The following is a 15,780-nucleotide window of genomic DNA, read 5'->3' on the forward strand; positions in this document are numbered from 1 at the left end:
TTCTAGGTTAAGTTAATATTTTTTTTGCTAATCCTCGTAAAAGATCACTACTATATATTAGGCCAACCAACTTAGAATATGTTTTATAAATTATCTTGGAGCTATAAACTGCTGCCCTAATGCCAGATATCTTGTTTGAAAAAAGTTTATTCTGCTGATAAAGCTCATCAAAAAGTTTCGCCGATATTCCGGATTTATCCTTCAAACAATTCATCGACACAAAATCATTCTCGTTTAGACAAAGTCGGTAAACATAAGTCAATAGCTCTGGCTCTCTTTCTTTCGCAAAAGCTATTTGCATTTGATTCTTATTGAAAACAGCGAAATTTTTCTCGGAAATCTTTGACTGAGTTAAGCTCCCTGCGTTAACACGGTAATACCAGTCCAACTTATCTACCAAGACTACTTTTTTAGCCTTATCCAATATGGGTAAAATCACAGCAGTATCTTCGTGAATTTGAAAATTAGGAAAGCGGATTTCATCAAAGATATCTCTTGAGTAAAGTTTCCCCCAGGGACTAAAGGAAGGGTATCCACTAGCTTGAATCAACTTGAGCTTTGCGAGCAGTTCCCCTGCCTCTTCCAAGTTTGGTCCAAAAGAGTTCCTCTTTTCAAACAAGTCACGTTCTGTCGTATACTTCGACATAGAAAAGCAAGACTGCTTATCTTTGATTGGCTCGTAAAGACCTGCCAAGGTGTCCGTGCGTATCAGGTCATCCGCATCCACGAAGAGGATGTAATCACCTCTTGCAATGTCAAGCCCTGCATTTCTTGCTAGACCTGCTGAGCCCCCTTCAATGCGTTGACTCCTAACACGACTATCTTTTTCTTGCCAGGCTTGAATCAGCTCTGGTGAACGATCACTAGAGTTGTCATCAATCAAAACAAGCTCAAAATTTTGATAGGTTTGGTCTAATATGCTTTGTACCGTCTCATTGAGAAAGGCTTCCGCATTATAAACCGGGACAATGATACTGATGAGTTGTGTTTGAGACATCATGCCCCTCCTAGCTTTTATTTTTTCATCCGTTTGACCGTGTTTAGTAGCCCCCGCTCAACACCCCGCCAAAGCTGATTATTCTGCATCATATTCCGGAACTTCACAGCTGGTGCAATGCTCCGCCCACCGGTCTTAATCAGCCGTTTGCTCAAGGCCAAAATATCCGCCTCTTGCTCGACCTGCTCAGCCTTGAGCCAGGCCGTAAACTCAGCTGTCTCAGCCTTCCGCTCTTCTTTTTGTGGGATTGACAGGTTGATGACATATTGAGCCAAAATCAGCTCTGAAAAACGCTGGAGGAGGACTTTTTTTACGCTAGCATGTGTGTTAGCAGGCAACTTCTTGATAAAGTCCCACTGGTGCTGGAGCATGGTATAGTGCATCTGGCGATTCTTGACCATGTTGCCGACGGCCATGCTTTGTGTGCCTGAGTTGACCCGGTAGACATAGACGGGGAAGTCCAGGTAGACCTGGCTCTCAACAAAGGGCAGGGGGTAGGTGATATACTCCACATCGACATAAAACATTTTTTCATCGATGCGGATGTTATGCTCTTTGAGAATCGCTGTCCGGTAGGTCACCGTGTGCATCGGTGGAATCTTGATGTTTTCGACAATCTGAGGGTAGACCTTGATTTGGCCTGTTGGGACGTTGAGGGCCATCATCAGGGTTTCTTCACGGGTCTGCTCATCGTGCTCGAAGTAGGGGTTGTTGATCAGGTCGACGTCGTTATTCCGAAGGAAGTTAACCAGACGTACCAGGTTGTCGGTCTTGACCCAGTCATCGCCGTCAACGACCTTGAAGTATTTCCCGGTCGCTTCTTGAATTCCCCGATTGATGGTCGAGCCGTGGCCACCATTTTCCTTGTCAATCACACGAATACTGTTCGGGTATTTTTCAGCCCAGCGGCTGGCCACAGCGACCGTATCGTCTTTTGAGCCGTCGCTCACAATCAGGAGCTCGACCTCGTCGATGATGGCTTCGTCGATGAGATATGGGAGACATTCATCGATGTAGGCGGCTGTATTATAGCTTGGGATGGTAATGGTTAAGAGTTTATTGGCCATCTTGGGGATCTGACTCCTTAACTTTTTTCTTTAAGATAGATACTTCTTGCACGAGTTTTCTGATTTGCTTATCTGCTGAGATCAGAGAAATCTGGAAACGCAGGCAGATGATAAGCAAGAGGCCGACCAGGATAAAGAGGGAGAGACTCGTCAGCGTCTTGATGCCCAAAAAATGGGCCACTTGTCCGCCAAGCTCTGGCAAAAAGCTTCCTAGTAAAATCACCAGGGCTAAAACCAGCCACTTGAGCATGTGTCGCACCTCTGCCCGGTCTTTTCTGACCAGACTGACGGTATAGACAAAGAAAAGTATGGCGAGGATAATGGCTAAAATTCTCAGTTGAATAGGCATCTTATTCTCCCCCTTTCAGTACAGATGTAGCTAGGATGGACAGAGAGACCGAAATCATATAGCTGATCCCCTTCCAGAAGTTGATACTGGACTGGCCGGTCTCACGTTCAAACATTTTCACGCCCACTTCTTTCACGACAAAATTTCGTGAAAAGAGATGCATGTAGCTTTCTGGCTCTGGATATTGGCTAGGATAGCGGTTGATAAATTGCTCGATGACCTTGCGGTTTCCCGCCCTATAGCCACTGGTCACGTCTTTAATCGTCACTTTTGAGGTCAGCTTGATCAGCCAGGACAAAATCGTGATGCCGGCCTGCCGGGCCCCTGTCGACTTAAACTCTGAGGTCGAATTTTCAACAAAACGTGAGCCGACCACAAAGTCAGCCTCGCCTTTAAGAATAGGCTCGACCAGCTTTGGCAGGCTCTCAATGTCGTGCTGGCCATCGCCATCAAACTGGATGGCGATGTCATAATCATGATCGGCCGCATAGATATAGCCGGCCTGGACGGCACCGCCGATACCCAGGTTTTGAATGAGCTCGACGTGGTTGATGTTGTGCTCACGCAGGACTGCTTCTTCATTATCTGTTGAGCCATCATTGATGACGACATAATCAAAAGCATAGGGGCTCTCTAGCCGATATGTTTCTACGCTATTGATGGTTTCTAGGATTCCTTCAGCTTCGTTATAAGCGGGAATAATCAGTAATATTTTTGACGTCATGGATTCTTTTCTATGTTGTTTGCTTAGTGACCGTCACAAGCAAGGTCTATCTACTTATTTTATCATATTTATGACATTTTCGGGAGTTGCCCTTGCAAATCCTTTAGACCAGGCCTTTTAGCCATTGAACAAAGTCAAGGAAGAAGCTGGCTCCAAAGCTTGGGGCATAGTTTACAAGAAGGCTTAGGATCAGGAAGTAAATCAGGTTGAAAGACATCAGCCCGATAAAGGCCTTCTTAACATATTGCTCTGAAATTTCAAAGCGAACATACTTTTTCAGCTTGATGAAGAAGGGCGTCAGGAGAATCAAGAAGGGCGTATAATAACGGCCTTGATTTCCGAGAGAGACGAGATATTCCTTGAAGCCCAGATTATTAATCATCCAGCTGATCATATAGACGGCCGTCATCAGAATGACCCCGATATAAATCAAGAAGCCTGACAGGGCAATCCGCCGGTCGAGACGGACCTCTTTTTCATTGAGCATCAGGGCAAAGAGGAAGGCAAAGTCAATAATAACAAGCCACTCTGGCAGGCGATAGGTTAGGCTGGCAAAGTTTCCGATGATTCCTGAGGTCAAGTCTGAGTCCAGACCCTTGTAGAGGTCAGGCCTGAAGAAGGTGTTAAAGAGGGCTTGAAGGCCTCTGACCAGACCGCCGTATTGCCTCAGCTCAAAGCTGACAGCAGCAAGGGCAAAGATAAGGATGAGGAGGCCTGAGAGCCATTTATGACGATACCAGAAGGCCCAAAACTTATCCAAGAAGCTTTTGAACCTTCCTGCGCCAAAGGAGTCGCTCGGGATGGTCAAAAAGTAGAGGAATAAGAGCAAAACAGCCGACTTGGGAATCAAGAGGGCAACCAAGAGGCCCAGGCCATAAAAGAGATGCCTGAGCTTCAGCTTTTCTCGCTTGACCCAAAGGTTTGTAAAGGCTGAAAAGACCAGAAAGACGACTGCAAAATAGCTCACATCATAAGAAAGCGACGCGGCCTGGGCAATGCTTGCAGGAAGCAGGGCGACTGCCGCCATGACCCACTGGCCAAGCTTGGCCTTTTTAATGGCAAAATAGATGATGCCAATGTAGACGGCCAGATTAAAGAGGCGACCAAGGACATACATGAGCCCGATGCTCGGATGAATGAAGCTGGCAAGTAAGATGCCCAGAGCCTGAGGCAACCATTTGATGCTACTAAAAGAAAGATGAAGACTCAAGCGGCCTGCTTCAGGCACTGTCGTCACAAAATAATCCTTAATGAAGGTCCCGCGACGATAAGGGGTCTGATAGGCTTCAGAAATCGGTGTCGTAAGCCCTGAGCCCTTATGGAGAAAGGGGTCGTAGTCGCTGACCAAGATGTTGTTTTGATTCAGTGCCTTAAACATCCCGTCCGCATCTCTATGAAAGATGCTATAGGCATTTCTAAAATGAATGGCCTCGTCAGGTGCAGAAAAGATGGGTTGAATAAAGACCGTCAAAAGGCCAAAGACAATGGCCATCATCAGGAATAGCTTTTCAATGCGAAGCTTTTTTTTACGGGTTTGAGTCATGATGTCCTTTCTTGGAAGAAGTTAGAGGCGTTTATGCTTTTCCTATAAGCTTCTTAATACGATATTTGATGAAGCGGACCGTCCGCTTGACAAAGAGTTTTGTGAGGACTCTGAGCGGGACGTCGTTGGCATTTTGTGGGCTGATGCTCCATCGTAAATTAAAGGTCTTTTGGTCGACGAAGGGCGTCATCTCGACCGGGTTCTTACTGATGGCAAAGTCCATGTCCTTACCCCAGGCCATGTAGACCAGGATTCGCTCGATGGCGTGGAGCATGGTGTTTTGAGGGAGTGGCTCTGGCGGAATCTCTGAAGGCTTGATTTCTACGGCAAAGAGGGGCTCGATGACCTCTGTCTTCGCCCAGAAGAACGTCCCGTAGCTCATGGTATAGGTCGAAAAGTCATGGAAGTTGACCTTACGGATGTCGCCCAGGCCCATCCGCTCCCAGAGGTTATTCAGATAAGGGGCAATCTTCTTATTTTCATTGTCTGGGTCAACAATCTTATTCAGCCGGAAGAAGCTTGGCATGTCAGCAATGACAATGCCGAGGTCAGGCCGGGCCTCAAAATTCCGCATGATATTATCTGCAGGCTTGAGAAGCATGTCCATGAGCTCAGTCCGCCAGGATTCGCCGGCAAAGAAGGCCGCTTCAAGCGAACGCTTAGTATGGAAGTGTCCGACAATGTCGTATTGTCTCAGCTGGTCTCGCAAGGCCAAGAAAGGCATGACATCCCGGCCAAAGTTTTCCGTCCGGATGACCTCGGCCTTGACAGCCCGCTCTTCCAGCTCTTTTTTGATCATCGCTTCTTTTTCATCCGTATTGGTCGTCAAGAAGAGGTCATAGGCAAAGCTAAATTCCCCGAAGGCTTCAAGGAAGTCAGCCAAAAGCTCTGGATAAAAGACATGGAGATGGACGGCGATTTTTTTATTGATGGCTGTCGTGTCCTGGACTTCTGGCAGGTATTTCCGGGTCAGGAGGTAAGGCTCGTCTGGGAAGGTAATCTTGGCCATGTGCTTGACAATCAGGTCAACAGGATAGTCGCTGTGCTCGTCAACGTAGTCCAGCATATAGCGGGCAACAGAGCGGTTTTCCAATGCCTGAAAGGCCTTGACCTTGATAAAGGGAACCTTTCTCTGCAAAATCACATCTGGAGCATAATATGAAAAGTCTGGATGCAGGATGTTTGAATCGTCCAGCTCTCTGGTGTCAAGAATGGTCTGGTAGCTAAAGCCGGCGTCCATAAAGACAGAAGTCGAGCGGATTTCATAGTGGTCAATGACCTCTTGGACATCACTAAAGTCTTCCACGCCCTGCCAAAAGTCTTTGAAGACCTGGCTTTGAAGCATTTTTTGACTGAAGACCTTATAGTAAGACTGGATGTGCTCAGCAAAGGAGTGGCCTTTAGACTCCTGATAGGCCCGGTGATTGGTAATCCCCCAAAAGTCGACTCCTTCGGCTTCATAGCCTTCATAGATAGGGGCCATGTCATAGAGAGGACCAAAGCAGGTGTCATTCATCAAAGTGACATTGTCATAAGCTTCGAGTACATCAAAGCCGACAAAGACCATCCCGTCTCGCCAGGCAGCAAAGTCAAAGCCGGTGTTTTTTCTTTGGATAAAGTCATCGATTAGGCCTTGCTTTTCGAGCCTTTCTTGGTCTGTCGCTTCAAACGGACTGTTTGAAATGAAGACCACCCGCTCAAAGAGGCCTCGCATCTGCTGGAGCTGATAGACCACATGGTCGCTCAGCTGATTAAATTTATTAAAATGAACGTAGAGCAGTAAGCGTTTCATGATTTTCCTTTTCTAAATTGTCTCAATTTTTCCATGAGGCGGTAGCTTCTTGAGGCCTTAATCAGGCCTAATTCTTCTTCGAGCTCTGATTTTTGCTCTCTGAGTTGGCTCACATCAGCCCTCAAGTCCAGAATCTTTTGACCTTCTTCAGCCAGCTGGCCTTTTAAGACGGCGACTTCTGCTTGAAAGTCACTGATTGCCTGGTTGTGGGTCGCTTCAATCTCACGGAGCATGAGGCGTTCGGCCTCTGCCTTGTCGTAAGATAGAGCAAGCTCACTGAGATTTTTTTGAAGGCCGCGAATGACATCGCCGGGAGCTTTGTTGACGTGTTTGCCTAAGACATAGCAATAGCTCTCATAATAACGGCCCCAATTTCCCCGCTCTGTCATCGAACTGTTAAGCAGGCGATAGTTCAACTTGGTATTCTCTGCAAAGACTGGTCTAGCCCCATTATTCAAAATCAATCGGAGCCAGAAATCATAGTCTTCCAGCGGTTTATTATTGAGCTGGAGGTCAAACGTCTCATCGCCAATAGCAGATTTTCTGACCAGGGCTGAGGCATCAATCAAATTGCCCTCAAACTCTTTTTCTAGGCTAAAGTCCATGTCCTCACGCAGGACATTTTTTTGCCCTTCAAAGTCCCAGAGTTGGCAGTAGGCGATGTCAAAGGGCTGATTGTCCAGGTAGCCAAGGAGTTTTTCGACATGGTCTTTGGATAGGAAATTATCACTGTCGACATAGAGGAGATAGTCTCCTGTCGCCCGCTCTAGGCCTTGATTTCGCATGTAGGCCAAGCCTTGATTGCTTGCCGAAGAGAACTGAGTCTGCTCAAAGGGACTGTCTGCCAAGACCTTCTCAATAACGGTCTTTGAGGCATCGGTCGAGCCATCATCAAAGACGATGAGCTCAATCTCCTGGTAGCTTTGCTCGAAAATCGAGCGGAGGCATTGTTCGATGTAGGCTTCGTGATTGTAGCAAGCGACTACAATCGATATTTTTGGACGAGCCATAGAATTTCCTTATCTAAAAATATAATGTGAGATACCTGAGCGGAACTCATCGGCCGGCAGTTGTAGCCAGTAAAACTTGAGCACAATTAGGCCAAGGCAGACGATAAGACTGACAACTGACACGGCGTAGGCCAGCAGTTGCAGTTTTGCATGAGCGCCTTCTCCTTCAATCCCTTTGGGCTGAAGACCGAGCCAGCCGCCAAATCGAGCGAGGACCGGTGCCAGCAAGAGCAGGTAGGGGGTAAAATAACGTCCCTGAGGGCCTGTGATGACATTGCCCACAAAGTGTGAATTGCCCGCATACTGGAACATGATGCCAAAAAAGTTGAGGACAACGAGACCGAGCCCTGTCCAGGCAAACGCCTTGGGCAGGCCCTCTTTTTTTTCTGTCAAAAAGACAAGGGCCAAGGCCAGATACTGGATTGGAAAGAGCCAGGCTGGTAGGCCGACCGTGTTGGTTCCTGAGATGACTTCTGTTGTCAAGACCGTATAATACGGCTCGAGCAGGCTAAAGGTCAGCTGCTTGCCCTCCAGCTTGATCTGGCTAAGGCCAATCTTGAAGAAGGCAACAATAAGGCCGATAAAAATCAGAAGGACAGGCCCATAAATCATCCATTGCTTCAGCCGTCTTGACTTGAGTCGCCTGTAGATATAGGCATAAACTAGCAACATCAAGGGAATAAAGAGCAGTTTGGAGTTAGTCTTTGAAAAGTAAAGACCGATAAAGATGATGGCGGTCAGAGGGACATAGAGCCACTTGTCAATTTTTGCCTTGCCATAAAAGGCCATTGAAAGATTGACCAAGAGAGCCGATGCAGCCGCAAAAATGAGATAGTTAAAATTATCATAAGACAGGCTGGTCGCCAGCTGAATCACGGTCGGTGTCAGCGAGACAAAGACGAAAATCCGCTTGTAGGCCTTGACCTTCTTGATGATAAAATAAAGGCCCAGCAAGAAGACGATCGAATTGAGGAGGCGGGCCGTCACAATCATCACACCCACAGAAGGGTAGATGGCGTGGCCTAGCTTAACCCCAATCGCTGGCACCAGGTGCATGAGGGTATATGAAAAACCTGCATTGATGACCCGCTTGTCAATCACCTGGTCCCGTGGAATCACGGGCAACTTTTGGACAAAAAGGCTTGAAAAATAAGTATGATTGCGTTTGAGTCCTGTCACTGTGTCAAAGGGCGTTGGCTCAGACATATAGTCTTCTGTCGGCATACCGACACTTGCACGATCAACGACGGTATGCGAGATATAGGTCGCACTGTCAAAATGATAGCTGGCGTCAGGTTCAATAAATAAGGGCTGAAAAAGACTAAAAGCCAGACAGAAAATAGCCCCTATCAAAAGGAAGATATTTTCCGGCTTGCTCCATCTTTTCGTCAGTTGTGTTCTCATGCCTGCATTTCCCAAATGCCGTTTCTTTGGATGAGCCCGGTTGCTGAATCTTTTGCACTCAGGTCATCTTCGGCAATGTCTTTGCGACTCACGATGATTTTCTTTTCGTCGTTGGCATAGGCAATCATCTGGTCTTTATCATTTCGGACAGAAACTTGAAGCTTGAGCTTTAAGTTATTGATGCTGTCCAGCTTACAGCTATATACCGCTGTTTTTTGGCCTTCGCCAGTCGTCATATGGTCCATTGAGTTATCATTGTAGATCCAGATGTTGCGGTCAACATCGGTCAATGAGAAGGCAATGTAGGTCTTGATGTCTTTTGTCAGCTTGTAAGACACTTCAAACTTGACCTCATCAAGAGGTGTCAGGCTCTCTTTAGAGAGGAGTTTGACCTCAAGGTCTTCGATAAAGTCACTGTCTGCGGCAACTTCAGGGCCTTTGGCTTCCTCTTCTTCTTGAGCTTGGACGCCTAGACGCTTCAAATTATCCAAACTATACTGATTCGCCACATCATCTACATCGCCTGCGACCTTAATTAGGCCTTTTTCGATAAGAATGGCCTTGTTACAGTATTTCTTGGCTGCGTTCATGTCGTGGGTGACGAGGATGGTCGTCAGGCCGCTGGCCTTGCGTTCCAGAAAGTAGTCATTACACTTGCGTTGGAAGGCTTCGTCTCCGACGGCAAGGACCTCGTCGAGGACGAGGACGTCGCCCCGGGCCTTGATGGCCACTGAAAAGGCCAGGCGGACCTGCATGCCTGAAGAGTAGTTCTTGAGCTTTTGATTCATGAACTCTTCAAGCTCAGCAAATTCGACGATTTCGTCGTACATCTCGTCAATCTCGTCTGTCGAGAAGCCCAGCATGGCCCCGTTGAGATAGACGTTTTCCCGGCCGGTCAGCTCAGGGTTAAAGCCGACACCGAGCTCGATAAAGCTGACGAGCTTACCGTTGACGGTCACTGTGCCTGATTCTGGGGTGTAAATTTGTGAGATGATTTTAAGAAGTGTGGATTTCCCAGAGCCATTTCGGCCGACAATCCCAAAGAAATCGCCTTTTTTAACTTCAAAATCAATGTCACGCAGGACGTGTTGTTCCTTGTAGCCTTTGATGCCTCGCAGGCGGTTGACCAGTGTGGTCCGCAAGCTTGAGCTTGCCTCAGTTGGCAGTCTAAAGAACTTTCCAACATGGTCTATTTTTACTGCAATATTGTCACTCATTAGATAATCTCCGCAAATTTATTGGCGTTCTTACTGAAGACCCAGAGGCCCAGCCCAAAAATAATAAATGGGATGATATAAGGGATGATAAAGTAAGGGGCATGAACCATCTGCCAGACTGTTGGATTGGTATTGTTGCTGTAGGCAAAGATATACCGCATGTCTTGGACGATTTGAGCCATTGGATTCATCATCAAGATCTTGGCCACGGTCGCATGGGTCGCTGAGACCTGCGTGATCGGATAGATGATAGGGGTCCCGTAAAGACCGGCCTGCATGGCCACTTCCCAGATAGGGCCGAGGTCACGGAAACGCACAAAGATCGTTGACAGGATAAAGGCAATCCCTGTCGCAAAGAGCACCAGCTCAAACAAGAGGGGAATCACCCAAATCACAGTCCAGGACAGGGTCACGCCGTTCAAGATAGAAAAGACAATGACCACGAGCAGACTGATCAAGAGGTTGATCATGGCGTTTGCCGCTACTGAAAAGACGATGATCTGCTTAGAGAAGCTGATCTTCCGCAGGAGGTCACCCCGTGAGACAATCGACAGCATGCCGACATTGGTCGTTTCAGCAAAGAAATTCCAAAGGGTCAAGGCGAGCAAGAGGGCAATCGCAAAGTGGGGCACGGCTGATCCAAAACGCAGGAAGCGGACAAAGACCAGATACATGATCACAAAGAGGAAGAGGGGCTTCAAAATCGACCAGAGATAGCCAATCGCAGAGCCCTGATACCTCAACTTAAAGTCTGTTTTAATCAATTCCCGGAGCAAAATCCGGTTTCTACGGTTAAAAAAGTTCATTGTATTTCCTTATTTCATTGACTTTCAATAATGGAAAGAGGCCTTCCCATTAGTCAAAGCCAATTAGCTTTGTTTTTTTGATATAGTCGGGGCGTTGCGTTCCAGAATTTCTACAAAAATACTGTGAGACACGCAAGCAGACCTCGCGGTCTCATTGCTAACTGTCGAGCCCTTCGGTCTCGCCAGTTGTCTTTTTCACAGTGATTTTTGCAGAATTTCTTCCACTCCACTCCTAAGACTTTTTACTAGACTGTGAAAAATCAACCTTGTTTTTTATAGGCCAGCTTGGTCAGGATCAATGTCCGAAAGACCAGCGCGTGGACGAAGCGGTTCTTCTTGAGCTGCTGGCTCTTAAGCAGCTGACGTCGCCCAGCGAAGTCCTGCTCAAGAATGCCAACATAGTCTTCGATGAGCTGGCGATTTTCAGCTGAGAGCTCAGAATTGGCCAGGAGCTTTGCTCCTTGCTTCTGCGAAGAAGTAATCAGCCACCAGTACTTCTTGAGCCAGTTATTGGTCCAGTTTTTGATGCGTTTAGAAAGCGTTCTGGCCCCCAGCACATTGTCGCCGTGCTGGCGGTAGAGGACGGTAGGCTGGTCAATGTAGACCAGCTCGCCCAGAGCCGCCGCTGCGACCGCCAGATACCAGTCGTGCATGATGACGTCATCCGTGTCCGTCCAGCTGTCAGCCAGCTTTTGATTGATCATCATGGTACAGCCTGTGACCGTGTTTTCAGTCAGTTCTTGATTCAGCCGGGTGTTGGCGTGGTCGGACTGGCTCTTGATCATCGAGTTGCTCAGGACATTGAGTTCCTTATCGACAACCTTGAGGTCAGTATAATAAAGGACCGGCTTGTCATTGTCATGCAGGTCGGCCGTGGCCAGGACCAGCTCGAGCTTGTTGGGGAGCCAGACATCATCCTGGTCGCAGAAGAAATAAAAGTCTGCGTCCTCAAGCTTTAAGGCTTCAAAAAAGGAGGGGATGACACCGACATTGGCCCCTTGGACCAGGCGGATGCGAGGGTCGCTCTCGGCAAGACCTGCGACAATCTCACAGGTCCGGTCTTTTGAGCCGTCGTCTCTAACGATCAACTGCCAGTCTTGGACGGATTGGGCTTGGATGCTCTTGATTTGTTCTGCAATATATTTTTCACCGTTATAGCTAGAGAGTAAAATATTAACTTTCAAGGAAGAGCACCTCATATTCTTGGCAGATGGCATCCCAAGTGTACTTGGTCTGGACCAGCTGCCTTGCCTTTTCCTGGTAAATCTTGCGGTCATAGTCAGAGAGCCCCGGCAGGGCAGAAAGCTTGTCCGGCAGGTTTTGGATGTTAAAGTAGAGGACCGCATCTTCTGCTGTCTTCCGGTTAAAGTCACAATCCAAGACCAGGCTGACCGGCGTTGACCAGAGGGCTTCAAGCAAACCAGGATTGGTGCCTCCGACCTCATGGCCATGCAGGTAGGCCACAGCGTGTTCACGGATAAAGCGGAGCTCTTCCTGATCATAGACGGTGCCCACAAACTTAATCCGCGGGTCTGCCTTGAAGCCAGTCAAGCGGTCAAGCTCCTCATAAAAAGGATTACCCTCATAATTGGTCACAATGACCAAGTCCTGCTTGAGCTGTGAAGTCACAAAGCTTCTGACCAGCATCTCATAATTGTTTTCCGGCACAAAACGGCCAACAATCAGAAAATAGTCGCTGACCTCAAACTTATCAAGTGTAGGCGAGCTCGTCAGGCGAGAACTCATCTGCTCAGTCCCGTAGGCGATGACCCGGGTCTTGACCTCGCCGTATTCGGCGGTCAGATAGTCGGCAATCCCCTGATTATCTGAGACAATCAGGTCGGCATGCTGTACCATCTTCTTTTCGGCATACTTGAGGTAGGCCCGCACAGGCCCAGACCACTTGGTCCGTCGCCACTCGAGGCCGTCAGGATTGACGAAGACAAGGCCACCGACCTTGTGAATCTTGCGGATGTACTTCTTGATAAAACCGCCGATGGTATTGCCTAAAATATAGAAAATCGGAGCTTCGATGTTCTCTTCCTTGATGTATTTCAAGGCCTGCTTGATGGCCCGGGCATCATAGGACATGACAGAAGCAGGGCCAAGCTTGGCCGGTTTGACCACGAAGCAGTCTGCCCCCTCATAATCAAAATGTCTGCCTTTTTCAGTCTTATCATGACTCAGACAGGCGACGTGATAGCGGATGTCTTTTGATTTTTGATTCTTCACGAGGTTTTCGACAAAGGTCTCAAAGCCACCGTACTGGGCCGGAAGCCCCCGGCTACCGATGATAAAGACGTCGCGCATCTCCGTCTCCTTTCTTAGATTTTGATGATTTTATTTTTTAATCTCGCCCTTGGCAGCGTCCTTGTTTTCACGAAGGTCGCCCTTGGCCATCATTGAGGCGAGGGCATCCTGCCAGCTTGGAATTTCAAAGCCAGTCGCCTTGGTCTTAGCCAGGCTCATGGTTGAGTTAAATGGCCGTTTCGCCTTGGCTGGGAATTGACTTGAGTCGACAGGCTTGACTTCAGTGTCTGTATCCTTGAGGATTTCCTTGGCAAAGTCATACCAGGTCACGTCTTCGCCAGGAGCCGCATCATTGGTCAGGTGGTAGAAGCCGTAAGCTTGCTTGCTATCGACCAGATAGGTCATGAACTCAGCAAGCGTACGGGTCCAGGTAGGACGACCGTGTTGGTCGTTGACGACTGTCAGTGTCGGATGGGACTTAGCCAGATTTTGCATGGTGAAGACAAAGTTGGCCCCGTAATTCCCAAAGACCCAGGCCGTACGGATGATGAAGTAGTTGACACCAGAATCCTTGACGGCTTCTTCACCCAGGTGTTTGGTGCGACCGTATTCTGACTCTGGATTTTTTGGAGCATCTTCCAGCCACTCTTCGCCAATCGGCAGAGTGCCACCAAAGACGTAGTCGGTCGAGATGTAGACCAGAGTTGCTCCCACACGGGCAGCTGCTTCAGCGATGTTTTTGGTCCCGTCGACGTTGATGAGCTCGTTCAGAGCCTTGCCTTCGTCTTCGGCCTTATCAACAGCGGTATAAGCCGCACAGTGGTAGACCAGTTCTGGTTTGTTGGCGTCAAAGAAGCTGTCAACCGCAGCCTTGTCAGTGATGTCCAGCTCAGTTGCATCTGTCGCCGTATAAGTGATATTGCGTTCGTCAAGCAGACGGCGGACTTCTGTACCGAGTTGGCCGTTGCCTCCTGTGATTAAGATCATGGTGTTTGTCTTATCCTATTCTGTGATGTACTGATATTTTTTGTGGAAATTAAAGGCGGAAATGTCCTTGATTTGCTTGCTTTCATCGTCATTCCCTCCCGGTTCATTCCGATAAATCTCTACTGTTTTTCCAAAATTTGATACTTCTTTGCAAAGCTCCTAGCAGAGACGATTTTACCATTGGTCAGGTCAATCACGTCCCCCAGGTCAGCCATTTCAAGCTGGCCAAAACCAGCGACATAACCTCCGACACCACCAGCAGCTCCTGCAGAGAAGCTCCTAGACGCCGAGGGCTTGAGATAGGCCCAGCGTAAGCGCAAACGATTGCCGACCCAGGTCAGGTTGCCCGCTTCAAAGGCGGAGCGGACCCAGTCGGGTTGCTCGCCCGTCTTTGAGATTTGCCAGACCTCGACTTCTTCTCCCTTAAAAATCACCTTCATAGGATGTCCTCCTAATTGCCGTAAATACCGATGTGCTCCCGCTGATGCTCGCCAGTGACGACCAGGTCAATCATGGCTGCAGCGTAGTCTTTATATGAGACTTCAGACTCGCCCTTGCTGTTAAAACGCAAGATATTGTCTGTGATGGTCACATCGCCCGTCTCTTCTCCGTCAGGATTGAGCAGGTCGGCTGGTGAAAAGTAGGTCCAGTTGAGCTCGGACTGCTTGATGATTTCGCTGGCCTTGGCAAGCTCACGAGGTGTGGCAATCCAAGGGGCATTTTGGTCCATGGTCTCCCAGTGCTTCTTGCTGTGGCTCTCGTCAGTATAAAGCGAGCCGGCCCCCCCATGATGAGGAGACGGACATTTGAACCCGTCAAAATCTCCTTGAGATGGGCAAAGAGCTTGTGGTAGCTCTCTTCGTCGCCTTCAGCCGCCCGATAAGCGACAATGACCGCATCAAAAGCGGTCAAATCACTGGCAGTGAGCTTGAAGACGTCTTTTTCGAGTGCCGGCACGTCCTGCTTTAATTTCTTAGCATCGCGGACGATGGCTGTGACATCAAGGCCTCTTTCGACAGCCTTGTCGAGCATGAGACCGCCGGCATGGCCGGTGGCTCCGATGACGGCGAGTTTTGTCATAAGGCGCTCCTTTACATGTTGGATCGATAGTTAGTTATTTGTTGTGTTCATCTTTCAGACTTCTTCGTCTTACTCAGCATAAATGCTGCAATCATCAACCCTGAGGCAACGAGCAGCAATAGGCCGCTGATGGCAGCTAAGCCAGAAAGCATCTCATAACAAGCCCAAAGGGCGTTAAAGATGCCGAGCAGTAGGGCAATTACCGGCCAGACCCCTCCCTTCTTAAAAAAGACAAAGGAGAGCCAGACGAGGAGAAATTGAAGGGCAGCCAGGAATAAAACTAAGCCTGCATTGCTACCACCCACCAATACTACGGGCCCGCCATTGATCAGCGTGCCGTTGGCTCCCCAGCTTCCAGCAGGACCAAGGCTTGCGAGCATCAAGGCCTTATAATTTTGATTGGACGTGGCCAAAAAATATAAGATAGCGGCCGCCAGCATGACGCCTCGGCCCGATGAGAACATTTGCCGATTGCTACGGCTTGCTGGATTATCTGCTAGACTGACCGGCAGGTCGTCATAAAAAGCTTGGAGCGAGAGGGGCAGGAGCTTGTG

17 protein-coding genes are annotated in these 15,780 nt (G+C 48.4%); all 17 read right to left on the reverse strand.

Features of this window, described 5'->3' with window-relative positions; all coding sequences use genetic code 11:
- Positions 1–7: 7 nt before the first annotated feature.
- The 17 genes from NtB2_RS03260 to NtB2_RS03335 all read right to left on the reverse strand — a co-directional run bounded on the left by NtB2_RS03260 (position 8) and on the right by NtB2_RS03335 (position 15,690).
- Positions 8–1,000 (reverse strand): glycosyltransferase family 2 protein, encoded by a 993-nt coding sequence (locus NtB2_RS03260; protein ID WP_109245518.1) that lies wholly within the window; start codon positions 998–1,000, stop codon positions 8–10.
- A 14-nt stretch (positions 1,001–1,014) separates the two neighbouring features.
- On the reverse strand, positions 1,015–2,064 hold the full coding sequence (locus NtB2_RS03265; RefSeq protein ID WP_109245519.1) for a glycosyltransferase family 2 protein: 1,050 nt from the start codon (positions 2,062–2,064) through the stop codon (positions 1,015–1,017).
- The gene (locus NtB2_RS03270; RefSeq protein WP_109245520.1) at positions 2,054–2,413 is read right to left on the reverse strand and encodes a DUF2304 domain-containing protein; all 360 of its coding nucleotides are present in this window, start codon (positions 2,411–2,413) and stop codon (positions 2,054–2,056) included. The genes NtB2_RS03265 and NtB2_RS03270 overlap by 11 nt, the downstream gene beginning before the upstream one ends.
- 1 nt (position 2,414) lies before the next feature.
- Positions 2,415–3,137: a glycosyltransferase family 2 protein gene (locus tag NtB2_RS03275; protein ID WP_109245521.1), complete on the reverse strand. Its 723-nt coding sequence runs from the start codon at positions 3,135–3,137 to the stop codon at positions 2,415–2,417.
- A gap of 103 nt (positions 3,138–3,240) precedes the next feature.
- Positions 3,241–4,680: a DUF2142 domain-containing protein gene (locus NtB2_RS03280; protein ID WP_109245522.1), complete on the reverse strand. Its 1,440-nt coding sequence runs from the start codon at positions 4,678–4,680 to the stop codon at positions 3,241–3,243.
- A gap of 31 nt (positions 4,681–4,711) precedes the next feature.
- Complete coding sequence (locus NtB2_RS03285; RefSeq protein WP_109245523.1) at positions 4,712–6,472, reverse strand: rhamnan synthesis F family protein; 1,761 nt, start codon at positions 6,470–6,472, stop codon at positions 4,712–4,714.
- Positions 6,469–7,482, reverse strand: coding sequence for a glycosyltransferase family 2 protein (locus tag NtB2_RS03290; RefSeq protein ID WP_109245524.1), 1,014 nt, complete (start codon positions 7,480–7,482; stop codon positions 6,469–6,471). Before NtB2_RS03290 ends, NtB2_RS03285 begins: the two co-directional genes overlap by 4 nt.
- 9 nt (positions 7,483–7,491) lie before the next feature.
- The gene (locus NtB2_RS03295; RefSeq protein ID WP_125194940.1) at positions 7,492–8,886 is read right to left on the reverse strand and encodes a DUF2142 domain-containing protein; all 1,395 of its coding nucleotides are present in this window, start codon (positions 8,884–8,886) and stop codon (positions 7,492–7,494) included.
- Positions 8,883–10,103: an ABC transporter ATP-binding protein gene (locus tag NtB2_RS03300; RefSeq protein WP_109245526.1), complete on the reverse strand. Its 1,221-nt coding sequence runs from the start codon at positions 10,101–10,103 to the stop codon at positions 8,883–8,885. The genes NtB2_RS03295 and NtB2_RS03300 overlap by 4 nt, the downstream gene beginning before the upstream one ends.
- On the reverse strand, positions 10,103–10,909 hold the full coding sequence (locus NtB2_RS03305; RefSeq protein WP_109245527.1) for an ABC transporter permease: 807 nt from the start codon (positions 10,907–10,909) through the stop codon (positions 10,103–10,105). The genes NtB2_RS03300 and NtB2_RS03305 overlap by 1 nt, the downstream gene beginning before the upstream one ends.
- A 260-nt stretch (positions 10,910–11,169) precedes the next feature.
- Positions 11,170–12,093, reverse strand: a complete 924-nt coding sequence (locus NtB2_RS03310) for a glycosyltransferase family 2 protein (RefSeq protein WP_109245528.1) — start codon at positions 12,091–12,093, stop codon at positions 11,170–11,172.
- Positions 12,083–13,219 carry a beta 1-4 rhamnosyltransferase Cps2T gene (gene cps2T, locus NtB2_RS03315; RefSeq protein ID WP_109245529.1) on the reverse strand — a complete coding sequence of 379 codons (1,137 nt, stop codon included), beginning with the start codon at positions 13,217–13,219 and terminating at the stop codon, positions 12,083–12,085. Before cps2T ends, NtB2_RS03310 begins: the two co-directional genes overlap by 11 nt.
- A gap of 30 nt (positions 13,220–13,249) precedes the next feature.
- Positions 13,250–14,146 (reverse strand): dTDP-4-dehydrorhamnose reductase, encoded by an 897-nt coding sequence (rfbD, locus tag NtB2_RS03320; protein WP_109245530.1) that lies wholly within the window; start codon positions 14,144–14,146, stop codon positions 13,250–13,252.
- A 119-nt stretch (positions 14,147–14,265) separates the two neighbouring features.
- Complete coding sequence (locus NtB2_RS03325) at positions 14,266–14,586, reverse strand: role in replication (protein ID WP_109245531.1); 321 nt, start codon at positions 14,584–14,586, stop codon at positions 14,266–14,268.
- 11 nt (positions 14,587–14,597) lie between these two features.
- Positions 14,598–14,738: a hypothetical protein gene (locus NtB2_RS08605; RefSeq protein ID WP_165814949.1), complete on the reverse strand. Its 141-nt coding sequence runs from the start codon at positions 14,736–14,738 to the stop codon at positions 14,598–14,600.
- Complete coding sequence (locus tag NtB2_RS03330; protein ID WP_109245532.1) at positions 14,735–15,226, reverse strand: NAD(P)H-binding protein; 492 nt, start codon at positions 15,224–15,226, stop codon at positions 14,735–14,737. The genes NtB2_RS08605 and NtB2_RS03330 overlap by 4 nt, the downstream gene beginning before the upstream one ends.
- A gap of 47 nt (positions 15,227–15,273) precedes the next feature.
- On the reverse strand, positions 15,274–15,690 hold the full coding sequence (locus NtB2_RS03335) for a hypothetical protein (RefSeq protein WP_109245533.1): 417 nt from the start codon (positions 15,688–15,690) through the stop codon (positions 15,274–15,276).
- Between the last annotated feature and the right edge of the window lie 90 nt (positions 15,691–15,780).

This window comes from Lactococcus termiticola (assembly GCF_003116835.1).
GTDB classification, from domain to species: domain Bacteria; phylum Bacillota; class Bacilli; order Lactobacillales; family Streptococcaceae; genus Lactococcus; species Lactococcus termiticola.